Source organism: Rhodococcus sp. RDE2 (assembly GCF_020885655.1).
In the GTDB taxonomy this organism is placed as follows: Bacteria; Actinomycetota; Actinomycetes; order Mycobacteriales; family Mycobacteriaceae; genus Rhodococcus; species Rhodococcus pyridinivorans.
Genome location: NZ_AP025186.1, coordinates 3,065,602 through 3,086,585, shown reverse-complemented (window position 1 = coordinate 3,086,585; position 20,984 = coordinate 3,065,602). Strand labels below are relative to the sequence as shown.

Below are 20,984 nucleotides of genomic sequence, written 5' to 3'. Positions count from 1 at the left end.
GTGTGAGAGCCCACGACGAACCGAGAGGACACGCGGCATGACTTCGTTCCTGAACTCGGCGCTGTGGACGATACCGGCACTGCCCCTGGCCGGCGCGTTCGTTCTGCTGCTCCTCGGGCGTCGCAGCGACCGCTGGGGACATCTGCTCGGATGTGCCACGGCGATCGCCTCGTTCGTCCTCGGCGCCGTCATGTTCGCCGGACTGCTCGGACTCGACGCGCGCGATCGGCTGGCCCAGCAGACCGTGTTCACCTGGGTGCCGGTCGGAGAACTGCAGGTCGATCTCGGACTCCGGCTCGACGCGCTGTCGATCTGCTTCGTACTGCTCATCACCGGCGTGGGTTCGCTGATCCACCTCTATTCGGTCGGCTACATGGCGCACGATCCGGAGCGCCGGAAGTTCTTCGCCTATCTCAACCTGTTCCTCGCGGCGATGCTGGTGCTCGTCCTCGCCGACAACTTCCTCGTCCTGTATCTCGGATGGGAGGGCGTCGGTCTCGCCTCGTACCTGCTCATCGGTTTCTGGCAGTACAAGCCCACCGCCGCGACCGCCGCGAAGAAGGCGTTCGTCGTCAACCGCGTCGGCGACATGGGGCTGCTCGTCGCCCTGATGATCATGTTCGCGACCTTCGGCAGCCTCGACTACGACACGGTCTTCGCCGCGGTGCCCGCGGCGAGCGAGGGCACCGTGACCGCGATCGGCCTGTGCCTGCTCCTGGCCGCGTGCGCGAAATCCGCCCAGCTGCCACTGCAGTCGTGGCTCGGCGACGCCATGGAGGGCCCCACCCCGGTCTCCGCGCTCATCCACGCCGCCACGATGGTCACCGCCGGTGTGTACCTCGTCGTCCGCGCGAACGCGATCTTCGACGCCGCACCGGCCGCGCGACTCGCGGTGGTGATCGTCGGCGCCGCGACCTTGCTCTTCGGCGCGATCATCGGCTGCGCCAAGGACGACATCAAGAAGGCGCTCGCGGCGTCGACGATGAGCCAGATCGGCTACATGGTGCTCGCCGCCGGGCTCGGGCCCGCCGGGTACGCCTTCGCGATCCTGCACCTGCTCACCCATGGCTTCTTCAAGGCCGGACTGTTCCTCGGTGCCGGCTCGGTGATGCATGCGATGAACGACGAGACCGACATGCGCCGCTACGGCGGACTGTGCGCGGTCATGCCGATCACCTTCGCCACCTTCGGGCTGGGGTATCTCGCGATCATCGGGATCCCGCCGTTCGCCGGGTTCTTCTCCAAGGACAAGATCATCGAGGTGGCCTTCGCGGCCGGCGGTGTCGAAGGCATCGTGCTCGGTGGCGTCGCGCTGCTCGGTGCGGGGCTGACTGCCTTCTACATGACCCGCGTGATGATCCTGACCTTCTTCGGCGACCGGCGATGGGCGGCCGACGCCACCCCGCACGAGTCGCCGGCCTCGATGACCTGGCCGATGATCGCCCTCGCCGTGGGCTCGGTCGGTGCCGGCGGTCTGCTGGTGCTCGGTGGCGCGTTGCAGCACTGGCTCGAACCCGTCGTCGGCTACGACCATCACGAAGCCGGTCTGCCCGTCTGGCTGGTCACCATCGTCACGCTGGCGGTCGTGCTCGCCGGTGTCGCCGTCGCCTACCGGCAGTACGTGCGCGCACCGGTCCCGGAGACGGCACCCGAAGCAGTGTCTGCGCTGACCGTCGCCGCACGCCGCGACCTCTACGGCGACGCCGTGAACGAAGCGGTGTTCATGCGTCCCGGTCAAGGCCTCGTGCGTGCGCTCGACGCCGTGGAGTCCACCGGCATCGACGGCTCGGTCACCGGTGCCGCCACCGGGATCGGTGCGCTCTCGCGCGGACTGCGCCGGCTGCAGACCGGCTTCGTCCGCTCGTACGCGTTGTACATGTTCGCCGGCGCGACCGTCGTGGTCGGTGCGCTCGTCCTGGTGACGCTGTGATGGGGGTGTACTGGTGACCACCGTTCCCTGGTTGACGATCCTGTGGGTGCTCCCGCTGCTCGGCGCCGCCGTGATCATGGCTCTGCCCGCTCGCCTCGGTTCCGCCGTTCGCTCGATCGCCCTGGCGGTGTCGATCGCCGTTCTGGTGGTCGCGGTGATCGTCGCCGTCGGATTCGACCGCGGGGGAGAGCGTTTCCAGTTCGTCGAATCGCACGACTGGATCCCCTCGTTCGGCGCCGGCTACCGGCTCGGCGTCGACGGCATCGCGCTGGTGCTGGTCCTGTTGACCGCCGCGCTCGTGCCGTTGCTCCTGGCCGCCGGGTGGCACGATCACCGCGCCGCCGACGAGGAGGCCGGCGCGGCCCGCCCGCGTTCCGCGCACACCTATGTGGCACTGATCCTGCTCGTCGAGTCGATGGTGCTCGTGTCGTTCACCTCCCTCGACATCCTGCTGTTCTACGTCTTCTTCGAAGCGATGCTCGTCCCGATGTACTTCCTCATCGGCGGGTTCGGTTCGCCGGGGACACCGCGCGCCGACCGGGCCCGCGCCGCCGTGAAGTTCCTGCTGTACAACCTGCTCGGTGGCCTGGTGATGCTCGCCGCGTTGATCGGCCTGTACGTGGTCACCGCCCGATCCGGGCTGGGGGAGACGGCGGGAGTGGGCACCTTCGACGTCCGCACCGTCACCGCGGCCGCCGTCTCGGGGGATCTCGACGCGACCCCCGCCGTGCTCGGCGCACTGTGTTTCGGCTTTCTCGTCGCCTTCGCGGTGAAGGCCCCGCTGTGGCCGCTGCACGGCTGGCTGCCCGACGCGGCGGTGCGGACCACGCCGGTCGCGGCGGTGCTCATGATGGCCGTGGTCGACAAGGTCGGCACCTTCGGCATGCTGCGGTACTGCCTGCAGCTCTTCCCCGACGCCTCGGTGACCTTCGCGCCGGTCGTGGTGGCCCTGGCCGTCATCGGCATCGTCTACGGCGCCGTGCTCGCGATCGGTCAGACCGACATGATGCGCCTGATCGCCTACACGTCCATCTCGCACTTCGGGTTCATCGTCCTCGGCATCTTCGCCCTGACCGCGCAGGGGCAGGCCGGTTCGACCCTGTACATGGTCAACCACGGGATCTCCACGGCCGCACTGTTCCTCATCGCAGGTTTCCTCGTCTCGCGGCGCGGCGACCGCACCATTGCGGCCTACGGCGGGGTGCAGAAGGTCGCCCCGGTCCTCGCCGGGACCTTCCTCGTCGCCGGACTGGCGACCCTGTCCCTGCCCGGACTCGCACCGTTCGTCAGCGAGTTCCTCGTCTTCGTCGGCACCTATCCGCGCTACCAGGTCGCGGCGGTGATCGCGACGCTCGCGCTCGTGCTGTCCGCGCTCTACGTGCTGTGGCTCTACCAACGCATGATGGGCGGGCCCGTGCGCCTGCCCGGCGGGGACGACGGTGACGACGGGAACGACAGTGCCGACGGTGCCGACCACACCCGCAGGCTCTCCGATCTCGTGCCTCGTGAGGTCGCGGTGGTCGCGCCGCTGATCGCCCTGCTGCTCGTCCTGGGGATCTATCCGAAACCCGCGCTCGACGTCATCACCCCCGCGGTCGACGACACGCTCGTCTCGATCGACATCTCCCGGCCCGAACCGGTGGTGCCCGCCGAGCGTCCCGTCGCCGAGAGTGGTGTTCCCACACGCGGTTCCGAGGAAGGTGAAGCCGAATGAACTCCTCTGAGGGTATCGCCGTTCTTGCCGCGTCCCTTCCCGCCCCGGCGATCGACTACGGACTGATCGCACCGATCCTCATCGTCTTCGCCGCGGCCGTCGTCGGTGTGCTGGTCGAGTCCTTCGTGCCGGCCTCGGCACGCTATCTCGCCCACGTGGTCCTGACGACGGTCGCGCTGGTGGCGGCCATCGTCGCCGTGGTGATGCTCGCGGGAACCCGCGCGACCACCCTGTCGGGGGCGGTCGTGATCGACGGTCCCGCGCTGTTCCTGCAGGGGTCGGTCCTGATCATGGCGTTGCTGTCGGTCGCGCTCGTCGCGGAACGGAGTATCGAACAGGTTCGCACGCAATCAGTGTCCCGCGCCGCGGTCGGTGCGCATCTCGACGCGTTCGCACCCCAGGCGTCGGCGATCCCGGGCACCGCCGCCGAGCGGCAGGCGCTCGCGGCGGGTGGCGCACGGACCGAGGTCTTCCCGCTCCTGCTGTTCGCGGTGGGCGGGATGCTCGTGTTCCCGGCCTCGAACGACCTGCTGACGATGTTCGTCGCGCTCGAAGTGCTGTCGCTGCCGCTGTACCTACTGTGCGGTCTGGCGCGGCGCCGCCGCTTGCTCTCCCAGGAAGCAGCGCTGAAGTACTTCCTGCTGGGCGCGTTCTCGTCGGCGTTCTTCCTGTACGGAGTGGCGATGCTCTACGGCTACGCCGGGACCGTCCACCTCGGCGGGATCGACCTGGCCATCGACACCGGTGCGAGCAACGAGACCACCGCGCTCGTCGGGGTGGGTCTGCTGGCCGTCGGGTTGCTCTTCAAGATCGGGGCGGTGCCCTTCCATTCGTGGACACCGGACGTCTACCAGGGTGCGCCGACGCCCGTGACGGCGTTCATGGCCGCCGCGACGAAGATCGCCGCATTCGGCGCACTGCTGCGCGTGCTCTACGTCGCGGTCCCCGGTTCCGCCGACCAGTGGCGCCCGATCCTGTGGGCCGTCGCGATCGCGACGATGATCGTCGGTGCGGTTCTGGCGGTGACGCAGAACGACATCAAGCGCATGCTCGCGTACTCGGCGATCAGCCATACCGGATTCGTGCTCACCGGTGTCGTGGCCGGCACCGCCTCCGGGGTGTCGTCGACGCTGTTCTATCTGCTCGTCTACGGGATCGGGACGGTCGGTGTGTTCGCCGTGGTGACGCTGGTGCGCGACCCGGACGGCGAGGCGTGGGAGCTGTCGCGCTGGGCCGGTGTCGGGCGGCGCTCACCGTTGCTCGGCGGGGCGTTCGCGCTGTTCCTGCTGTCGCTGGCGGGCATTCCGCTCACCAGCGGGTTCATCGCGAAGTTCGCGGTCTTCGGTGCGGCGATCGAGGGCGGTGCGGCTCCGCTCGTGATCGTCGGTGTGCTGGTCAGTGCGGTCGCCGCCTACTTCTACGTGCGGGTGATCGTGCTGATGTTCTTCACCGACCCGACCGACGACGCCCCGCGGCTCGCGACCTCGACCGTGGCGACGAGCGCGGCGATCGCGTTCGCGGCGGTGGCGACGGTGCTGCTCGGCATCCTGCCGCAACCCGTCCTCGACCTCGCCGAGCGGGCGGCGGTGTTCGTGCTCTGACCACGAGCGGGCGCGGGCCGGGAATGCCGCGACCCTCGTCTCGGTTCCACCTCCCGAGGAGGCGTAATGACCGATACACGCAAGGCGATTCTGGCAGGCGGATGCTTCTGGGGTATGGAGGAGCTGATCCGGAGGCAGCCCGGGGTGGTGTCGACGCGGGTCGGCTACACCGGTGGGCAGAACGATCACCCCACCTACCGCAACCATCCGGGGCACGCGGAGTCCGTCGAGATCGTCTACGACCCCGCACGGACCGACTACCGGGCGCTGCTCGAGTTCTTCTTCCAGATCCACGATCCGACCACCCTGAACCGGCAGGGCAACGACGTCGGGGCGTCCTACCGCTCTGCGATCTTCTACCTCGACGACGAGCAGAAGCAGGTCGCGGTGGACACCATCACCGACGTCGAGGCGTCCGGTCTGTGGCCCGGCACGGTGGTCACCGAGGTGACTCCCGCGAGCACCTTCTGGGAGGCCGAACCCGAGCACCAGGATTATCTCCAGCGCTACCGGAACGGGTACACCTGCCACTTCCCACGGCCGGGCTGGAAGCTGCCGAACAGTCGCATCGCCGACGCGGCGAACTGAGTTGCGCGCACGGGCAGTTCCACGGGGACTGCCCGTGCCGCCGGCAGCGGCTGCTCGTCGGTGTTTCCGCGCGTCCGTATCGTGGAAGTACGGTTCGGAACGACACGCGGAGGAGTGCTCGATGGGAATGTTCGGCAAGGCGATGAAGAGCGCCGCCGCGGTGAAGGCGATCCAGATCGTCCGACGTGAGGCGGCCAAGCCGGAGAACCAGCGCAAGGCCAAGGAGATGCTCGCCAAGTTGCAGCAGAAGCGCCGCGGTTCCCACTGATCTGCCGGTCGGGCGGCGAGTGTGGTCGCCGCTGTCCGACATGTGTGTCCCGCCGGGTAGGCGGAGAGAAGGTGAACCGTGCTGCGGTTCTTCCTCGTCGGTTTCCTGGGCCTGACCCTGGTTCTGGTCGGCGTGATCGCCGCCGTCGGAGGGTGGGTCTGGTGGGTGCTGGTCGTCCTCCTGACGTTCCTGCTGCTGGTCGGAATCTACGATCTCGTGCAGCGCCGGCATTCGGTGCTGCGCAACTATCCGGTGCTCGGCCACATGCGATATCTGCTCGAGAGCGTACGGCCGGAATTGCAGCAGTACTTCGTCGAGCGGAACTTCGACGGACGACCCTTCGACAGGGACGTGCGCACCGTCGTCTACGAACGCGCCAAGGGCATCCACGGCGAACTGTCGTTCGGCACCGAACGTGACATCTACGAGGTCGGCTACGAATACCTCGTGCACTCGACCGCGCCGGTGCCCGAACCCGACGAACCGCCGCGGGTGAGCATCGGAGGACCCGACTGCACGCGGCCGTACTCGATGTCGCTGCTGAACGTCTCGTCGATGAGTTTCGGTGCGCTGTCCGCCAACGCGATCCGGGCGTTGAACCGTGGAGCGGCTCGAGGCGGGTTCGCCCACGACACCGGAGAGGGTGGCCTGACGCCGTATCACCTCGAGGGCGGCGGCGACCTGGTCTGGGAGATCGGATCCGGCTACTTCGGGACGCGCGACCGCGACGGCAGATTCGACCCGACGGAATTCGCCGACAAGTCGGCCCACGACCACGGCAAGGCGATCTCCCTCAAACTCAGTCAGGGTGCGAAGCCGGGCGTGGGCGGTGTTCTCCCGGCAGCGAAGGTGAGCGAGGAGATCGCACGCTATCGAGGTGTGCCGGCCCACGAGAAATGCATCAGTCCCGCAGCGCACACGGTCTTCACCACGCCGCGCGAACTGGTCCGTTTCCTCGCCGGTCTCCGCGAGCTGTCCGGAGGGAAGCCCGTCGGTTTCAAGCTCTGTGTCGGATCCCGCATCGACGTGCTCGCGATCTGCAAGGCCATGCTCGCCGAAGGGACGACCCCCGATTTCGTCATCGTCGACGGAGCGGAGGGTGGCACCGCCGCAGCACCCCTCGAATACGAGGACAACGTGGGTCTGCCGCTCACCGACGGACTGATGACCGTCCACAACGCACTTGTGGGTACCGGATTGCGCGACCGGATCAGGATCGGCGCGAGCGGCAAGGTCGCGACCGGAAACGACATGGTGAAGCGGCTGATCCAAGGTGCGGACTACACCAACTCGGCGCGGGCGATGATGATGGCGCTCGGATGCATCCAGGCGCAGCGGTGTCACACGAACAGGTGCCCGGTCGGTGTGACGACCCAGGATCCGAAACGAGCACGGGCGCTCGATGTGGCGGACAAGGCCTTACGGGTGCAGCGGTACCACGCGAGCACGGTGCGGCAGGCGATGCAACTCATGGCGTCGATGGGCGTCGGTGAACCGAGCGGACTCACGACGGACATGCTCCGGAAGAAGGTGTCGCCCACCGTCGTCCGCTCCTACACGGAGCTCTACGAGTGGCTCGCTCCGGGCGAACTGCTGGCAGATCCGCCGTCGACGTGGGCGGCGGACTGGCGTACCGCCTCGCCGGATTCGTTCCGTCCCCGGTCCCACCTGTGACGAGCTCCTGCTCGCGACGACCTGGTGCAGGTCCTCATCATCGGGGTCGCTGCTTCACGAGCGTGAACTGCTGGACGTCGATGAGACGCCGTCGGAAGTTCGCGGCGCAACCGGTCAGATACCGGATGTGTCGCTGGTAGACCTCCTCGGAGGCCATCCGGACCGCGTCGTCGCGACGTGCCTCGAGGGCCTGCGCCCACAGATCGAGTGTGTGGGCGTAGTGGGGCTGCAAGGACTCGATGTTCTGCACCCAAAAACTGTTTCGCTGTGCGCCGGTGATGACCAGGTCCCGGTCGGGGAGCTGCCCTCCGGGGAAGATCTCCCTCATGATGAACCGCAGGAACAGAGCGTCCTCGCGGGTGACCGTCACCTTCATCGCCTCGAGCTGGGCACGGGAATGCCCGACGATGGTGTGCAGCAGCATCCGGCCGTCGGCGGGCAGGATGCGGGAGGCGCGTTCGAAGAAGGTGTCGTACCGCTGTCGGCGGAAATGCTCGAACGCTCCGATGCTGACGATGCGGTCCACCGGCTCGTCGAACTCCTCCCAGCCCTGCAGGCGAACCTCCGCGGTACGGCCACCGGACGACATCGCCGAGAGCAGACCGGACACGTGTTCGTACTGGTTGCGGCTCAACGTCAGACCGATGACGTGCACGTCGTATCGCTCAGCCGCCCGCATCATCGTCGAGCCCCACCCGCAGCCGATGTCCAACAAGGTCATTCCGGGCCGGAGATCGCACTTGCGGAGAGCAAGATCGACCTTTGCGATCTGGGCCTCCTCGAGGCTCATGTCGTCGCGCTCGAAGTAGGCGCAACTGTACGTGCGCGTGGGGTCGAGGAACAGTTCGAAGAAGTCGTCGGACAGGTCGTAGTGGGTCTGGACCTTCTCGTAGAACGGCGTCAGCTTCTGCATTCGGACCTACTCTCCGCGAGGAGTGGGACGCGAGTTCCTGTGTCGGAATTCACGCTTCCCGTGGGGCACACCGCTATCGGTCGATAGTGCTCCGGCAGAGTGCCTTCTCACACGAGAACGGCGATTCCTGGGGGAGTTGTCCGACTCGGGCACACGAGTGCCTGGCGGCTACCCCGCGGCGTCAGCCCGCACGGACGGATGCCCCGTCGGTGACCGGCACGATGTCGAAGGCGTCCTCGAGCGCGTCGAGGGCCGCGTCGAAGTGATCGAGCAGGGGCTGCAGTTGCGGCAGGCTGCGACTGCACGAGGTGAGCCCGAAAGCGATGGCGTCGTCGGTGCTCGTGCACGTGATGTTCAGTGCCTGACCGTCGACGGGTACGGACAGCGGATACACAGCATCCACACGAGCACCGTTCCAGTACAACGGATCCGGCGAACCCGGCACGTTCGAGACGATGACGTTGAAGGGTGGTCGCGGAAGCGCGCGATTGCGCGTGAGGATCCCCACCGCCAGCGGCGCGACGCCGAGTGCACTGGCCGCCAGCCGGGACAGGGAGGACATCCCCTGCATGGAGGCCTTGCCCTCCGTCGTCGATGCCGACACCCTGGCCAGCTGGTCGGCCGGATCGGCGAGATCCGTGCCCATGTCCGCCATCAGGACACCGAGTTCGTTTCCGGCGCAATCCTTGTCGGGTCGCAGGCACACCGGGACCATGGCCACGAGCGACTTGTCGGGCAACGCCTCCTGCTCGATCAGGAAGGCGCGCAGTGCTCCCGACGACATGGCCAGAACGACATCGTTGACGGTCGCGTCGGCCGCTCTCGCGACGGCACGCAGGCGGGCCAGCGGCCACGAGCGGGCGGCGAACCGGCGCGTCCCCGAGATGGGCACGTTGATCACGGTGTTCGGTGCGGCCAGCGACAGTGATCCGCCTCCGCCGCGCAGCGCCCTGTTCACGGTGCCGGCCAGTGCAGGCACGAAGCCGGTGACGTCGGCCGTCGCCGTCCGCACCGCCTGCATCGCGGCCTCGGGAAGATCGAGCGCGGTCCCGGAGGAGTGGGAGCGGCTCGGCGCGTCGAAGGGTGCCCACGGTGCCGGCATGCCGGTCCGTTCGGAGTCCGGGCTCAGGGCGCGGCGCAGCAACTTCATGGCGCCGACACCGTCGGCGAGGGCGTGGTGGATCTTGGTGTAGACGGCGAGCCTGCCGTCCGCGAGACCTTCGATCACGTGCATCTGCCACAGCGGCCGGCTCCGATCGAGCAGCGTGCTGTGCAGCCGGGAGACGAGATCCCAGAGTTCGTCGAGCCCGCCGGGCTGCGGCAACGCGTTGCGTCGTACGTGGTAGCTCAGGTCGAAGTTCGCATCCTCCTCCCAGGCCCACTGACCGAAGGTGCCCAGGGAACGGACCGCGCGCTTGCGCCACAGCGGCGCGACCTCGCCGTCCTCCGCGGCAGCGGTGAACAGTGCCCCCAGATCCGCGGCGGTCGTGCCTTCGCGTGGCCGGAGAAGGATCAGTCCGCCCACATGCATCGGATGATCGCGGGACTCCCCGAGGAGAAACATCGAATCGGCGGGCGACATGGGTGGACGCATCGGCACATTTCCTCCGCCCGGATCGCCGGGCAGTTCGTGACGAGGCCCCCTGCTGCCCCGTCGACATGTGCGTCAAACCATGACCCCCGTCACAGGTTTATGACGCGACACAACTAATACGCGATGCCGGGTCGTATCGCCAAGTCCGGACGCCCGATTTCCGGCCGAAACGAGAATTGTTGTCCGATTTTCGAACTCCGGGAGGTCTCGCTACCGCCGATCGATCTGGACGGAAGCCGTGATCCGGGAGCGCGTACGGAAATACAGTCGAGGACAGGAACGGAAATCACGAACTCGACACTCCCTGCTGTGCCGGGTCCCGCAGATCACCCGGAAGGATCGCGATGTCCGACCCATCGGCCGACATGCCCGCCGCAGTCCGGAACACGCAGGTGGATCGATCACTGCCCTTCTCGGACGTCCAGGATTTCGACGACGTCGATCGCGGTTTCATCGCGGCTCTCGAACCCGGGATCGTGAGGAACACCGATGGCCACGTCGTGTGGGACAGCGATTCGTACGCATTCCTCGACGACGACTGCCCTCCGACGGTGAATCCGAGCCTCTGGCGGCAGTCGCGACTCTGCGCGCGGCAGGGATTGTTCGAGGTCACGGAGCGTATCTACCAGGTGCGCGGTCTGGACCTGTCGAACATGACGCTCGTCGAGGGCGATACCGGCGTGATCGTCATCGATCCACTGATCTCCGCGGAGACCGCTGCGGCGGGTCTCGCGCTGTATCGGGCGCATCGCGGTGACCGCCCGGTCACCGCGGTGATCTACACCCACAGCCACATCGATCACTTCGGTGGCGTCAAGGGTGTCACGACGGTCGAGGACGTCGCAGCCGGGCGATGCCCGGTCCTGGCGCCGGCCGGCTTCGTCGAGCACGCCGTCGCAGAGAACGTGTACGCGGGCACGGCGATGGGACGCCGCGCCGCCTACATGTACGGAGCGGCGTTGCCACGAGGTCCTCGCGGTGCCGTCGGTGCGGGATTGGGACCGACGACCTCGACCGGAACGCCGACCCTGATCGCTCCGACGATCGACATCGAGCACACGGGGCAGACGGAGACGGTCGACGGGGAAATCACTGACCCGCCGTCTCGACGTCCTCGAGAACGGTCTGAGCCTGGCCGAGTTGCTCGCCGAAGACGACAACGCCGACGTCGAGGACGCGCTGTTCGACCCGGAAACATTCGATGCATCCTCCGCGCTCCTGCACGGCGAGTTGCACGAGCTGCGCCTGTTCCTGGCGGAGCTGAACAAGATCACCGGTGAGGACACCAAAGCAACACGGTTGGTCACCGACGTGAACGAATCCCTGCTCACCTACGACAGCGTCGTGGTGTTCACGCAGTACACCGACACCATGGACTACATCCGCGAACGCCTCATCGCCGCCGGCATCACCAGGATCGGCTGCTACTCCGGGCGCGGCGGTCAGATCTACGACCCCGCCACCATCAGCTGGCAGGAGGTCAGCAAAGCCGAGATCAAGGAACGGTTCCGCAATCGGGACCTGACCGTGCTCATCGGCACCGATTCGATGAGCGAGGGCCTGAACCTGCAAACCTGCGGTCGGTTGATCAACTACGACATGCCGTGGAACCTCATGCGCGTCGAACAGCGCATCGGTCGCGTCGACCGGATCGGAGCCAGCTACGAGCACATCCAGGTCACCAACTATTTCTACGCCGACACCGTCGAGCAACGCGTCTACGAAGGTATCGCCGAAGACTACGGCGACTTCACCGACATCGTCGGTGACGCCGCCCCGGTCCTGGGCAACATCGAAAAGGCCATCGAACAACTCGCGTTGGGCGACGGCAGCGACGAAGCCGTCGCCGACCAGGTCGACGCACTCAAGGACGAAGTGGAACAGCTCCACACTCGCGCGGTGCAGGTGACCGATCTCGGCACCGCCCCGGACTCGGCCGACGAGGTAGAACCTCCCCCCATGCTGCAGGGGGATCTCGGACTGTCCGATCTGGAACAAATCCTGACCACGAATCCGTTGACCGCACCATTGTTGGAGCCGGTCGAGGAGAAGCCCGGCGTGTACCGGCTCACCACGCCCACACCGGTACCCACCCATTCGTTCTCGAGCCAAGCCGGGACAACCTCTGCCGGCGCCTACCGCACCTCAGAGCGCCCTGAAGACACGCGCGCTGTGACCTTCGACCGCGACGTGAGTGAGCACAGCACGGAAGACATTGCACTGCTCACCTATGGAACTCCCGAGCTGGAAGCGCTTCTTCCCAGAAGGATCGACACCCGGGCTGGCTCATTCGGTTAGACGGTATGAGGGGTTGGGGACCTCACCCACCTGTGTACGTGGGTCGGTGCGATGTGGGCACTTGCCGCGGGCGTACTAACGGTAGGTTCGGCCGGTCCACTCCGACGTTTCGCCTTCGTGTAGGACACCGACGATCGTCCTGGCCAGCTCGACCCAAGCCTGCGGTTCATACAGTGCATCCTCTGGATGTTCGCCTTCTTCCCCTGGCGCACCGCCGGGGACGTGCGCCCATCCGTCGATGGAGACTTCGGGCCAGGTGTAGGCCAGGAGCAGATCGGATCCATTGCTCCACGAGGCCCAACCATGCACCGGGGAACTCGAGCCGGCGGACAGTCCGCCTTCGTGTTCGGAGATGTCCTGGGACCAGGTGAGCCACGCGACACCCTCCCAGTCGAACGTGATGTCTTGTGCAGAGAATCCGTCTCCGGTGTCGAACATGAAGGTGAACGCGACCTGTCCTAGCTCGACCTTGTCGGGAAGACCGAGGGTGGCGGATCCTTCGTCGCCCGCGGCGGCGATAGCTTCCTCGAGTGCGATAGTGCGCCCGCTGGCGGCTCGCTTCGGCATTCTGTCCTCCGGAGTCGGGCTTTGCTCCACGGTATCGAGGACCGGCGTCCCAGTGCCAACGATCCGCCATCACGATCCGGGTTTGATGGTGATGGCGGAATCTCGAACTGGTGTGCGGCAACACCGGCCGAGCCGGATCGTCGATTGCGGCGGTCCGAATCTGGAGATGCTGTCGGACTTTCTGCGCCTGCTGGAGCGGGTCATCCAGGAGTCATCGTGGAGCGGGGAGGTCGATCTGTCGGATGTGGTGTGCTGGCCGGGGTGTGAGCCGTATTCGTGTCATCGCGGCCCCTCCCCTCACTGGCGGCAGCGTCCCATCTGTTAGCCGGAGAATGATTGGCCCGACGATATGACACGCCTCAGAACCCGGCTTTGGCGGTCGGCGTCCATTCGCGACACCTGCGGTCTCGAGCAACGCAGGGAGGCCAGCTTCTGATCCGAGAGAGCCTGCGGGTAGATCAGATATGGCCGCCATATCCGCCTCAGCCACGACTGTCACTCCAGTCGATGCAAAATCGTTATATTTCACTGTCGCAACGAGCATCCCCGCCCCTCTTTGCGGTCGGGCGGATGCTGCCGAGACGAGGCGCATCGGAGAGCATTGCCGCTGGTCGTCGAATTTTCTTTATATTTCCAGCTTTTTGGCGGCAAAGCCTATAAATAGTCACCGTCCCCGCCTCGCTTCTATGCCTTCTATGAAGAAAATGGACCGCAAACAAACTTTTCATTGAGGTTTTCTCACCAGAGAGTCACCGACGACAGCAAAGACATCCGAACGGTGTGGCGTGAAAAGAGGACGTGGGGTCCTGCCTGGTAGGGATTGTTTCGAGCAAGAAGCAACCCGGAGCAGGACCCCACGTGATTACCTATCGTGCCACGCTCGACGTGCCCGAGCACACCCTGACCTTCGTCGCCCGTATCCTCGCTGCCCACCGCCGCAGGACCGATCGCCGGCCGTGGCAGCGGGCCGCGACCGTCTACGTCCAGGCTCTGATGGTGCTGCGGTGGTTCCGCGACGGCACCGACGTCGCCACCCTGGCGCGCGATGCCCGCATCTCGCAGGCCACCGCCTACCGGTATCTCCACGAAGGTATCGACGTGATCGCTGCGCACGCCCCGGACCTGCACGAGGTGCTCGAACGTGGGATCGAGTCCGGCTGGGAGCATGTCTGTCTCGACGGCACCCTCATCGCCTCGACTCGCTGCCGGGAGCGTTCCGAGTCCGGGCACGACGTGTGGTACTCGGGTAAACATCGCCGCCATGGCGGCAACGTCCAGGTCCTGACCGATCCGACCGGCTATCCGGTGTGGGTGTCCGAGGTTGCACCCGGTTCGGTGCACGACCTCACCGCTGCTCGTCGGGGCGGGATCCTCGGCGCCCTCTACCACGCTGCCGCCGGCGGGATGCCCACCCTCGCCGACAAGGGGTACACCGGTGCCGGGATCGGCGTCCACGTCCCGACGAAAGGCCGTGATCTCGATATCGGCACTCGTTGCCGCAACACGCTGCTGTCTGCGATGCGTGCTCCGGCCGAACGCGCGAACGCGCTGCTGAAGACCCGGTGGAAGGCGCTGCAGCGAATCAGTCTATGTCCGTGGAGGATCGGCTCGATCGCTGCTGCGGCTCTCGTTCTTCTTCACCTGCAAGCACCGGCCTGGTGAGAAAACCTCATTGAAGTATTGCGGCGCAGTCGATTTCGCGCGTGCGGCCTGCCCCTCGGGTGCGCTAACGTCGTGTCTGCCGGCACCGAAACCACCAAGTTCCCACACCATTCGGATCGAGGATCACCATGAGCATTTCCCCGTTGTCCCATCCTGTCCGCACCATCCGGCCTCAGCTGCGCCTGGTGCCCACCCCGGACCCGCAGGATCGGTCGATCGGATCCATCTCCGGTGTCCCGGACCGTGTCGATGTGTTCCTCGACATGGGGTACGTGATCCGTTCGGCACGTACAGCCTTCGGTTGGCGCGTGGGCTCTCGCACCCCCGATCCTCTCGCCACCGCCTGCGAGATCCTGGCGTTGCGCCACCGGTCCAGCGAACTCGGTACCGTGCACGTCTTCGACGGCCTCCACGACCCGGACCGCCGACCGCTCGACCACCACCGAATGCTCGCCTGGAAACACCAGGTCGAAGCTTCCGGCGAGGTGATCGTTCACCTGCGACCGCTGCAGTACCTGCCCGACGGCGGGTTCCGGCAGAAGGAAGTCGATACCAGTCTGGCGTTCGCCATGGACGATGCGGCCCGCTCCGGACGCGCCGAGGCGATCGTGGCGTTCACCGGTGATCGGGACCTGCTTCCCGCGGCACGACGAGTGATCGCCGCCGATGTCCGCTTCGAGTCCGCATGTTGGGGGCAGCGCGGCGGGATCTTTTTGCCGGAGGAACGCACCTGGACGCATAGGCTTGGCCGAGCTGCCTACCAGCGCTGTACCGCGACGGGGGAATTCGGAGACGCCGCGTGAGCGTCTCGCACCGACCGGTGGGGGAGCTGCTCGACGCGTTCGTCGCGCAGCTCCCCCGCGCGCGCACCGCTGACCGCCGCATCGACCGCACCGCCCGTATCGTCGCCGCCACCGTCACCACCGTGCAGGCATCCTTGGACGCTCCGCTCGAGGCGCTGCGCAGCGAAGCACGTACCCGACTGGCCGGCCACACCGCGCCGCTGCTGCCCGAACCCGATCTGGAGGTCACTTGCAGCACCGCCCTGTTCGGCCGGGTCTGCATCACCGTGTCCGACGCCGCCGCCTTGATGACCCACTGCCACCACAGATCGACATGGGCGGTCCTGACCGCCGCCGCGGCGGACCTGCGCACCTTGACCCGGTTGGCGACCTCCCCGCTCGTCGACGCCGGCAGCATGGTGGCCCTCGACTCGCGACGTGCCGAGAGCATGCTCAGCGATCACATCGCGCAGATCCTCGGCGTGGACACAGCTCCACCCACCCCACCGATCGAGTACCCGATGGTGGACACCCGGCCCGGCAGCGGATGTTTCATCGTCGACGAGCTGATCCGGTCCGTGTACGCAGCAGTCGACATCGAGGCCGGCCGACTGCCTGCCTCAGCGGTCGATGTGCACGCCGTTCCGGACCGGATCGACTACCCCGACGATGAGCCCGTCATCGTTGCCCAAGCGTGCCTGGCTTTCGACCTGCTCACGCACGCCACCACCGTGCTGTGCGCGCAGCTGGCCGAGCTCTACTGCGACGTCTGGTGGACCACCAGGGCAGAGGAGATCGCCGACGCCATCGACGCCATGAAAAAGCAGGTGTGCCCCCGGGCTGTCCCTCCACTTCGAAACTGACCGCCCCGCTTCACCCCTCGAGCGGTGACAGCAGATCTGCGATTCTCGTCGGTTGGATATGGCACGCTTTGTCCACTCCGGCCCACTGGTAGGAAAGGGAGTCGCCATGAGCAACGGGATTCACCACACCACTGCCGTGCGGCACCGAGAAGTCAACATCGTGATGAAGAAGGCCCAGGCAATCGCAGACCGATATCGGACACTCGGGATCAAAGACAAGCGGCTACCGCAGATCGAGACAGCCATCGCGACGGCGAACGAGATGCAGTGCTCGCGTAACCGGGAGATTCTGCGCCCACGCGCATTCCGCCATGCTGTGGTCGCGCTCAACCTCGCCGAGGAACTCGAGGACCACCTCGGGACCACCGCGTCTTCGAGCTACGCTGCCAGCGAAGTGATCGGGCTGATCAGCCGCACACTGCGCATCGAGGTGCCACTGGACCAGCTGTCTGTTCAGGCGCGTGTACGCCTCGATGAACGGAATGCTGCACTGCTGCAGGCGCAACGATGCACGCTAGGCAACTCGGACCCACGCCAGCGCCGGCGGGCGATTCGGGCGGCGCGCTACGCGTTGGCTATCACCCATGAGCTGCGAGCAGACGGGATGCGCCCCGCATCGGCCAGCACGCCGAAAACGTCGGCCTCTGTGAACGCATCACGAGCTTCTTCGGGTGAACCGCAACGCAGGAAACCTCAGAAGCAAAACGCGCAGAGAAAATCGAAGAACGTTCACCGCGGCTCGCGTAGCACGAACCGTGCTGGTCGGGGCGTGGATGCTGCAGGGCGCCGTAAAGGGGCGCGTACCGACGACATGCAGCGCGACACATTCGGGCTTCGAGCCGGGGAAGTAGAACGTCTGCGGAAGAATGCACGCGAGCAGTTGCCTGCCGCGGCGCCGGCCTCGGGTGCTGTTCACCGTAACCCGCGGGCGGTCAAGGCTGCGAACGGTGTCGGCCGTGTGGTCTCCGGAGGGCTCCCTGGGACCGCGAAAGGGCACTAGACCGGACAGGTGGAAATAATGGGAACATGCTCATCCCGGCCGAGCACTGCTCTACGAATCCACCGCAGCGCGGCTTGGGTGTTGCTCGGGCATGTGGATCACGGCGTTCACAGGTAGAGGGGACCTTCTCCAGGAATGCCAGCGTTGGCAGTTCGCATGAACTGCGACGAACGACGCCACGAACTCGAAAAAATTCGTGACGTCGTTCGTCATAGATCCCGCCGGACGGTCCAGAACCAGGGGACATGCCGTGTTCCCTCCGCGTGAAGCAGCCAGTCCTACGAGCGGGCGACACCGATGCTTGGTCGGTCCTGGCCGGTACGGTGCCGTCCATGACGGGCACCGAGACCGATCCGAAGAACAACCCGGAGTATCTGACGCTGTCGCAGGCGTCGAAGGAGTGCGGTGTCAGCGTGCCGGTTCTTCAGGAGATGGTCCGCGCACGCAAGATTATGTCGGGATTGCTCGGACGAAGAACGGCCACGCCTATCTGCACCGGGACCATGTGCCGAGTTGGTCGCAAGTCGAAGACATCCTGACCGAGATGTACCGTCGGCAACTCGAACAAATCGACAGCATCGTCACCCGCCTCGAAAAGGAAGTCGAAGCGGTACGCATGGATCTGAACGAAGCGTTCGACGACCCGGACGCTGCGCTCGGGGACGATCTGCTCGCTGCCGGCGAAGGCGGCCGCAACACTCCCCGAACGTTGTCCTTGGCGGTAGGTGACCTCCAGTCGGGAGTGCTGGCATTGACATTCATCAAGCGTCACTTGTCCGAAGTCCGGTTGCGGGTTTAACTCCGTCGACAGAGTGACCGAGTACGGGGGGACGTGTCATCGTCACTGGTCAACGGCAAAATGTGGTCGGCAGCGTGGACGGAGTCGGGTGTGGTCGATCGGTTGCAGAGACGGATCAGGGGGTAGCGGTGACCGGTGAGGAACTGATGCAGATGATGGCCGCGTTGCGGTTCGAGCATCAGTGGCTGGGGGACGATTTCGTCGCGGAATCGATCCGGCTGGGGAAAGCGGAAAACGGCAAGGAACACCACTACGTGCCCCAGATGTACCTCAAGCGGTGGACGGTGGGCCAGAAGGTGCAGCCGGTCCTCGTCGACCGCCGGAAGGTATTGCCGACTCAGCGGCCTAGGGAGGTCGCGAAGAAGACGAACTTCTACTCGTTGCCGGCGCCGGGCGGAACGATGGACGCGCCGTTGCGGTGGGTGGAAAAGCACCTGTCCCGTATCGAGGACGAGTGCGCGCACCGGCTCGATCAGCTCCAGCGCCTCGGCTCAGGAGAGGTGACCGACGACGAACTCAAACGGGACTTGTCGGTGTTCCTCGGACTTCAGGTCACCCGTACCCGCGCTCAACGCACCCGCTACCTGCTGTTGATCAAGGGCCCTGTAGCGGCCAAGCGCGAGTTCTATCGACTCATGGCCCCGAACATGACCGACGCCGATTTCCGGGCCATGCTCGCCCGAACGCACGCCGATCCGCAGGCAGAGGCGATCACGCTGATGTTCTCCGATGTCAGGTGTCCGGTCGCGGCCAGGCTGCACATGCGGCAGTGGGCCGTCTACCGGACCGAAACTCCGCTGGTTACCTGTGACGACCCGGTGGTGCTTCTCGCCGGCCCCCCGGTCGGACGTGAAGTCACACTCGGAGTCGGGTTCAGCGCGGTGGTGCTCTATCCAATCGGCCCGCACCAGTTGCTGGTCATGCTCCGGCCCGGCCTGCGGCACCGTGGTGGGTATGTGCTCGACGAAGAGGAGACCCGCAGCATCAACCACGAGATGGTCGCTGCGGCAGAGTCGATGGTGTTCGAGCGTCCCGGCGACGACATCGCCGCCGATCTCGAGGTCCCGGCCCGTGCCGACGTCGTCGAGCCGAGCGACGAGCAGGCCGCGGACTTCGTCGACCCTGCCGAGGCGTTGAGGGTGATGCTGCTCGGGGCTACTGCCCGCAGCCGCTGGGCCGGGGTGCCGGAAGCGCCGGCATGGCCGATTCCGCGCTGGTACGGCCTGTAGCCGGATCAGTAGTGGAGCATAAGAGCCGTATTACCCCACTGTCGGTTACGGCTTTGGTACCCAGATCGTGGGCCAGTGCTTGCGCCAATACCTACGATCGCTCTTGAAGCGCTCGGAGCGATCTATTGCTGGGGCCAAGACATCGGCAGGTACGCCACTTTCGAGTAGTAGCCGCAGCGTCAGCATCCAGCGAATCGATCGATTGAGGCTGTCCATTTTGAGAAAGGCGTCGGATTTCAGGGACATGCCGTGGGCGAGGCTGATTCTTTGGTCTACGACTGCTTTCCTCCATTTGTTGACTTTTCCGAGAGAACCCGGGACGGCGGCGGCAACGGGTTCAGCCAAGTCCTGAACGCGTTGGGGATAGCTCTTTTCCCACCAGTGCTGTTTGAGAGCGCTTCGCAGGGACTCGTTCAGCTTGGGGTCCATGGAGTCCTCCCCAAGTCCTTTTATGGCGACGACAGCGTTGGTGATTTGGTTCTCGTCGAAGCGTCGGTCACCCGGGTGCAGGATTCGGTGCAGGGCCTCGATGGCTGTGACGAGTGAGAGCGCTTCGGACTCGATTGTGTGGAACTCGTTGCTCACGGCTGCGGCCACGATCTGCGGAACAGGTGAAGTCCGTTCGTGCATTTCCATCCACTGACCGAGCAGTTTGGGGCCTGTATCTCGAACTGTGAGTAGGAGAGAGTCGGTTCGCTCGGGAGAGTCTGGTTCGAGCCATCGACCGTGCACCGAGAGCCATTCCGAGCCGTCCCAGACCGAGAGTTTCCGCAATCCACAGCGCTCTCCGGCGAGAAGGGTAAAAAGACTCGTTACGGGTGTAGCAAGCCTTGAGAAGGCGTCGGTGAGTGTCCATCCGTGATCATCGTTGAGTTCGACTTCCAGCTTGGTATCGGTGGTGATGGTGGTACCCCGGATCGTGAGCGGTTCGATCAGACCGGTGGGTTGCAGCGTGAGGTATCCGCGATTATCGGGAAGCGCTTCGTCGTAGCCATCGGGCAAGGAAAACCGCCAGATGGCTTCTTTCTTGTACGGATATCTCGTTGAAGAGAGGGATTGAAGAAGCGCCCATTCTGCGAGGTTGGTGACGTCGATCTGGACTCCGAGAAATCGTGTATCAGGGTCCTTAATGTGTCCGCCGGTAAGGCACCAGGTGGCTCGGAGCGTCTGGTGTGTTGTGGGGGCCTCTTCGGACTCGGACGCGAAGAAGCCTATTTCGCTACGAGAAATCGTTCTGGTTCCCACTAGAGTGATCTTCTGAGGTTTGGTGACGAGGGTGCCTAGTACGACAAAGTTCGATTGTTCCTTGGCAGGAACACCTACAATTTCCCCCTCTCGCACCTTCTGGTACTCCCACATGGGCGTGAGTTCAGGGCTGACCTTCAGAGTGACTTGACTGCCGGCTACCTCAACAACGCCGGGCTGCCTGGAGTCAGGGGATTCAGGAACCCAGAAAACGGGACTGATGTAGGAGCAGGTGACATCTGAACTGTGGTGCCGTC

At 65.5% G+C, this 20,984-nt stretch carries 19 protein-coding genes and 1 pseudogene; 15 read left to right on the top strand and 5 right to left on the bottom strand.

The genetic code is table 11. The features are described 5' to 3' along the window. Window positions 1-37 precede the first annotated feature (37 nt). The 6 genes from nuoL to LPH33_RS14330 all read left to right on the top strand — a co-directional run bounded on the left by nuoL (window position 38) and on the right by LPH33_RS14330 (window position 7,775). Window positions 38-1,930 carry an NADH-quinone oxidoreductase subunit L gene (gene nuoL / locus LPH33_RS14355; RefSeq protein ID WP_229565001.1) on the top strand — a complete coding sequence of 631 codons (1,893 nt, stop codon included), beginning with the start codon at window positions 38-40 and terminating at the stop codon, window positions 1,928-1,930. Window positions 1,931-1,943: 13 nt separating this feature from the next. Beyond that, window positions 1,944-3,644, top strand: a complete 1,701-nt coding sequence (locus LPH33_RS14350; protein WP_229565000.1) for an NADH-quinone oxidoreductase subunit M — start codon at window positions 1,944-1,946, stop codon at window positions 3,642-3,644. Next, window positions 3,641-5,245 (top strand): NADH-quinone oxidoreductase subunit NuoN, encoded by a 1,605-nt coding sequence (nuoN, locus tag LPH33_RS14345; protein ID WP_229564999.1) that lies wholly within the window; start codon window positions 3,641-3,643, stop codon window positions 5,243-5,245. Before LPH33_RS14350 ends, nuoN begins: the two co-directional genes overlap by 4 nt. Window positions 5,246-5,311: 66 nt before the next feature. Beyond that, a complete protein-coding gene (gene msrA, locus LPH33_RS14340; RefSeq protein WP_229564998.1) occupies window positions 5,312-5,833 on the top strand; it encodes a peptide-methionine (S)-S-oxide reductase MsrA in 522 nt (173 codons plus the stop codon). A 121-nt stretch (window positions 5,834-5,954) separates the two neighbouring features. Further along, complete coding sequence (locus LPH33_RS14335) at window positions 5,955-6,101, top strand: hypothetical protein (RefSeq protein WP_186455093.1); 147 nt, start codon at window positions 5,955-5,957, stop codon at window positions 6,099-6,101. A gap of 78 nt (window positions 6,102-6,179) precedes the next feature. Then, the gene (locus LPH33_RS14330) at window positions 6,180-7,775 is read left to right on the top strand and encodes an FMN-binding glutamate synthase family protein (protein ID WP_229564997.1); all 1,596 of its coding nucleotides are present in this window, start codon (window positions 6,180-6,182) and stop codon (window positions 7,773-7,775) included. A 37-nt stretch (window positions 7,776-7,812) separates the two neighbouring features. On the opposite strand, the gene LPH33_RS14325 is transcribed toward LPH33_RS14330, so the two are convergent. Both LPH33_RS14325 and LPH33_RS14320 read right to left on the bottom strand, forming a co-directional pair. Then, entirely contained in the window at window positions 7,813-8,688 is an 876-nt protein-coding gene (locus LPH33_RS14325; RefSeq protein ID WP_229564996.1) for a cyclopropane mycolic acid synthase family methyltransferase, read from the bottom strand. A 181-nt stretch (window positions 8,689-8,869) separates the two neighbouring features. Next, window positions 8,870-10,282, bottom strand: coding sequence for a WS/DGAT/MGAT family O-acyltransferase (locus LPH33_RS14320; protein WP_229564995.1), 1,413 nt, complete (start codon window positions 10,280-10,282; stop codon window positions 8,870-8,872). Between the two features lie 344 nt (window positions 10,283-10,626). Between LPH33_RS14320 and LPH33_RS14315 the strand changes: the two are divergent. Next, a pseudogene (locus tag LPH33_RS14315) lies at window positions 10,627-11,367 on the top strand (MBL fold metallo-hydrolase); the annotation flags it as partial. A 4-nt stretch (window positions 11,368-11,371) separates the two neighbouring features. Here LPH33_RS14315 and LPH33_RS14310 read toward each other — a convergent pair. After that, entirely contained in the window at window positions 11,372-11,518 is a 147-nt protein-coding gene (locus LPH33_RS14310; RefSeq protein ID WP_229568531.1) for a hypothetical protein, read from the bottom strand. Between the two features lie 75 nt (window positions 11,519-11,593). Here LPH33_RS14310 and LPH33_RS14305 point away from each other — a divergent pair, with 75 nt between their 5' ends. Continuing rightward, complete coding sequence (locus tag LPH33_RS14305; protein WP_324256239.1) at window positions 11,594-12,580, top strand: helicase-related protein; 987 nt, start codon at window positions 11,594-11,596, stop codon at window positions 12,578-12,580. Window positions 12,581-12,655: 75 nt separating this feature from the next. Here LPH33_RS14305 and LPH33_RS14300 read toward each other — a convergent pair whose 3' ends face one another. Further along, window positions 12,656-13,147, bottom strand: coding sequence for a hypothetical protein (locus LPH33_RS14300; protein ID WP_024100481.1), 492 nt, complete (start codon window positions 13,145-13,147; stop codon window positions 12,656-12,658). A gap of 858 nt (window positions 13,148-14,005) precedes the next feature. Between LPH33_RS14300 and LPH33_RS14295 the strand changes: the two genes are divergently transcribed. From LPH33_RS14295 to LPH33_RS14265, 7 genes are all read left to right on the top strand, one after another. Then, complete coding sequence (locus LPH33_RS14295; RefSeq protein WP_229564993.1) at window positions 14,006-14,809, top strand: IS5 family transposase; 804 nt, start codon at window positions 14,006-14,008, stop codon at window positions 14,807-14,809. 128 nt (window positions 14,810-14,937) lie between these two features. Continuing rightward, the gene (locus LPH33_RS14290) at window positions 14,938-15,612 is read left to right on the top strand and encodes a hypothetical protein (RefSeq protein ID WP_229564992.1); all 675 of its coding nucleotides are present in this window, start codon (window positions 14,938-14,940) and stop codon (window positions 15,610-15,612) included. Beyond that, entirely contained in the window at window positions 15,609-16,454 is an 846-nt protein-coding gene (locus LPH33_RS14285; RefSeq protein ID WP_229564991.1) for a hypothetical protein, read from the top strand. Before LPH33_RS14290 ends, LPH33_RS14285 begins: the two co-directional genes overlap by 4 nt. Window positions 16,455-16,560: 106 nt before the next feature. Then, window positions 16,561-17,454, top strand: a complete 894-nt coding sequence (locus LPH33_RS14280; RefSeq protein WP_229564990.1) for a hypothetical protein — start codon at window positions 16,561-16,563, stop codon at window positions 17,452-17,454. Between the two features lie 332 nt (window positions 17,455-17,786). Beyond that, window positions 17,787-17,993, top strand: coding sequence for a helix-turn-helix domain-containing protein (locus LPH33_RS14275; protein WP_229564989.1), 207 nt, complete (start codon window positions 17,787-17,789; stop codon window positions 17,991-17,993). Then, window positions 17,960-18,253, top strand: a complete 294-nt coding sequence (locus LPH33_RS14270) for a hypothetical protein (RefSeq protein WP_229564988.1) — start codon at window positions 17,960-17,962, stop codon at window positions 18,251-18,253. The genes LPH33_RS14275 and LPH33_RS14270 overlap by 34 nt, the downstream gene beginning before the upstream one ends. A 128-nt stretch (window positions 18,254-18,381) precedes the next feature. Continuing rightward, window positions 18,382-19,482: a DUF4238 domain-containing protein gene (locus tag LPH33_RS14265; RefSeq protein WP_229564987.1), complete on the top strand. Its 1,101-nt coding sequence runs from the start codon at window positions 18,382-18,384 to the stop codon at window positions 19,480-19,482. A gap of 45 nt (window positions 19,483-19,527) precedes the next feature. Here the strand turns inward: LPH33_RS14265 and LPH33_RS14260 are convergent, their stop codons facing one another. Next, window positions 19,528-20,949, bottom strand: coding sequence for a HEPN domain-containing protein (locus LPH33_RS14260; protein WP_229568346.1), 1,422 nt, complete (start codon window positions 20,947-20,949; stop codon window positions 19,528-19,530). Window positions 20,950-20,984: the final 35 nt, after the last annotated feature.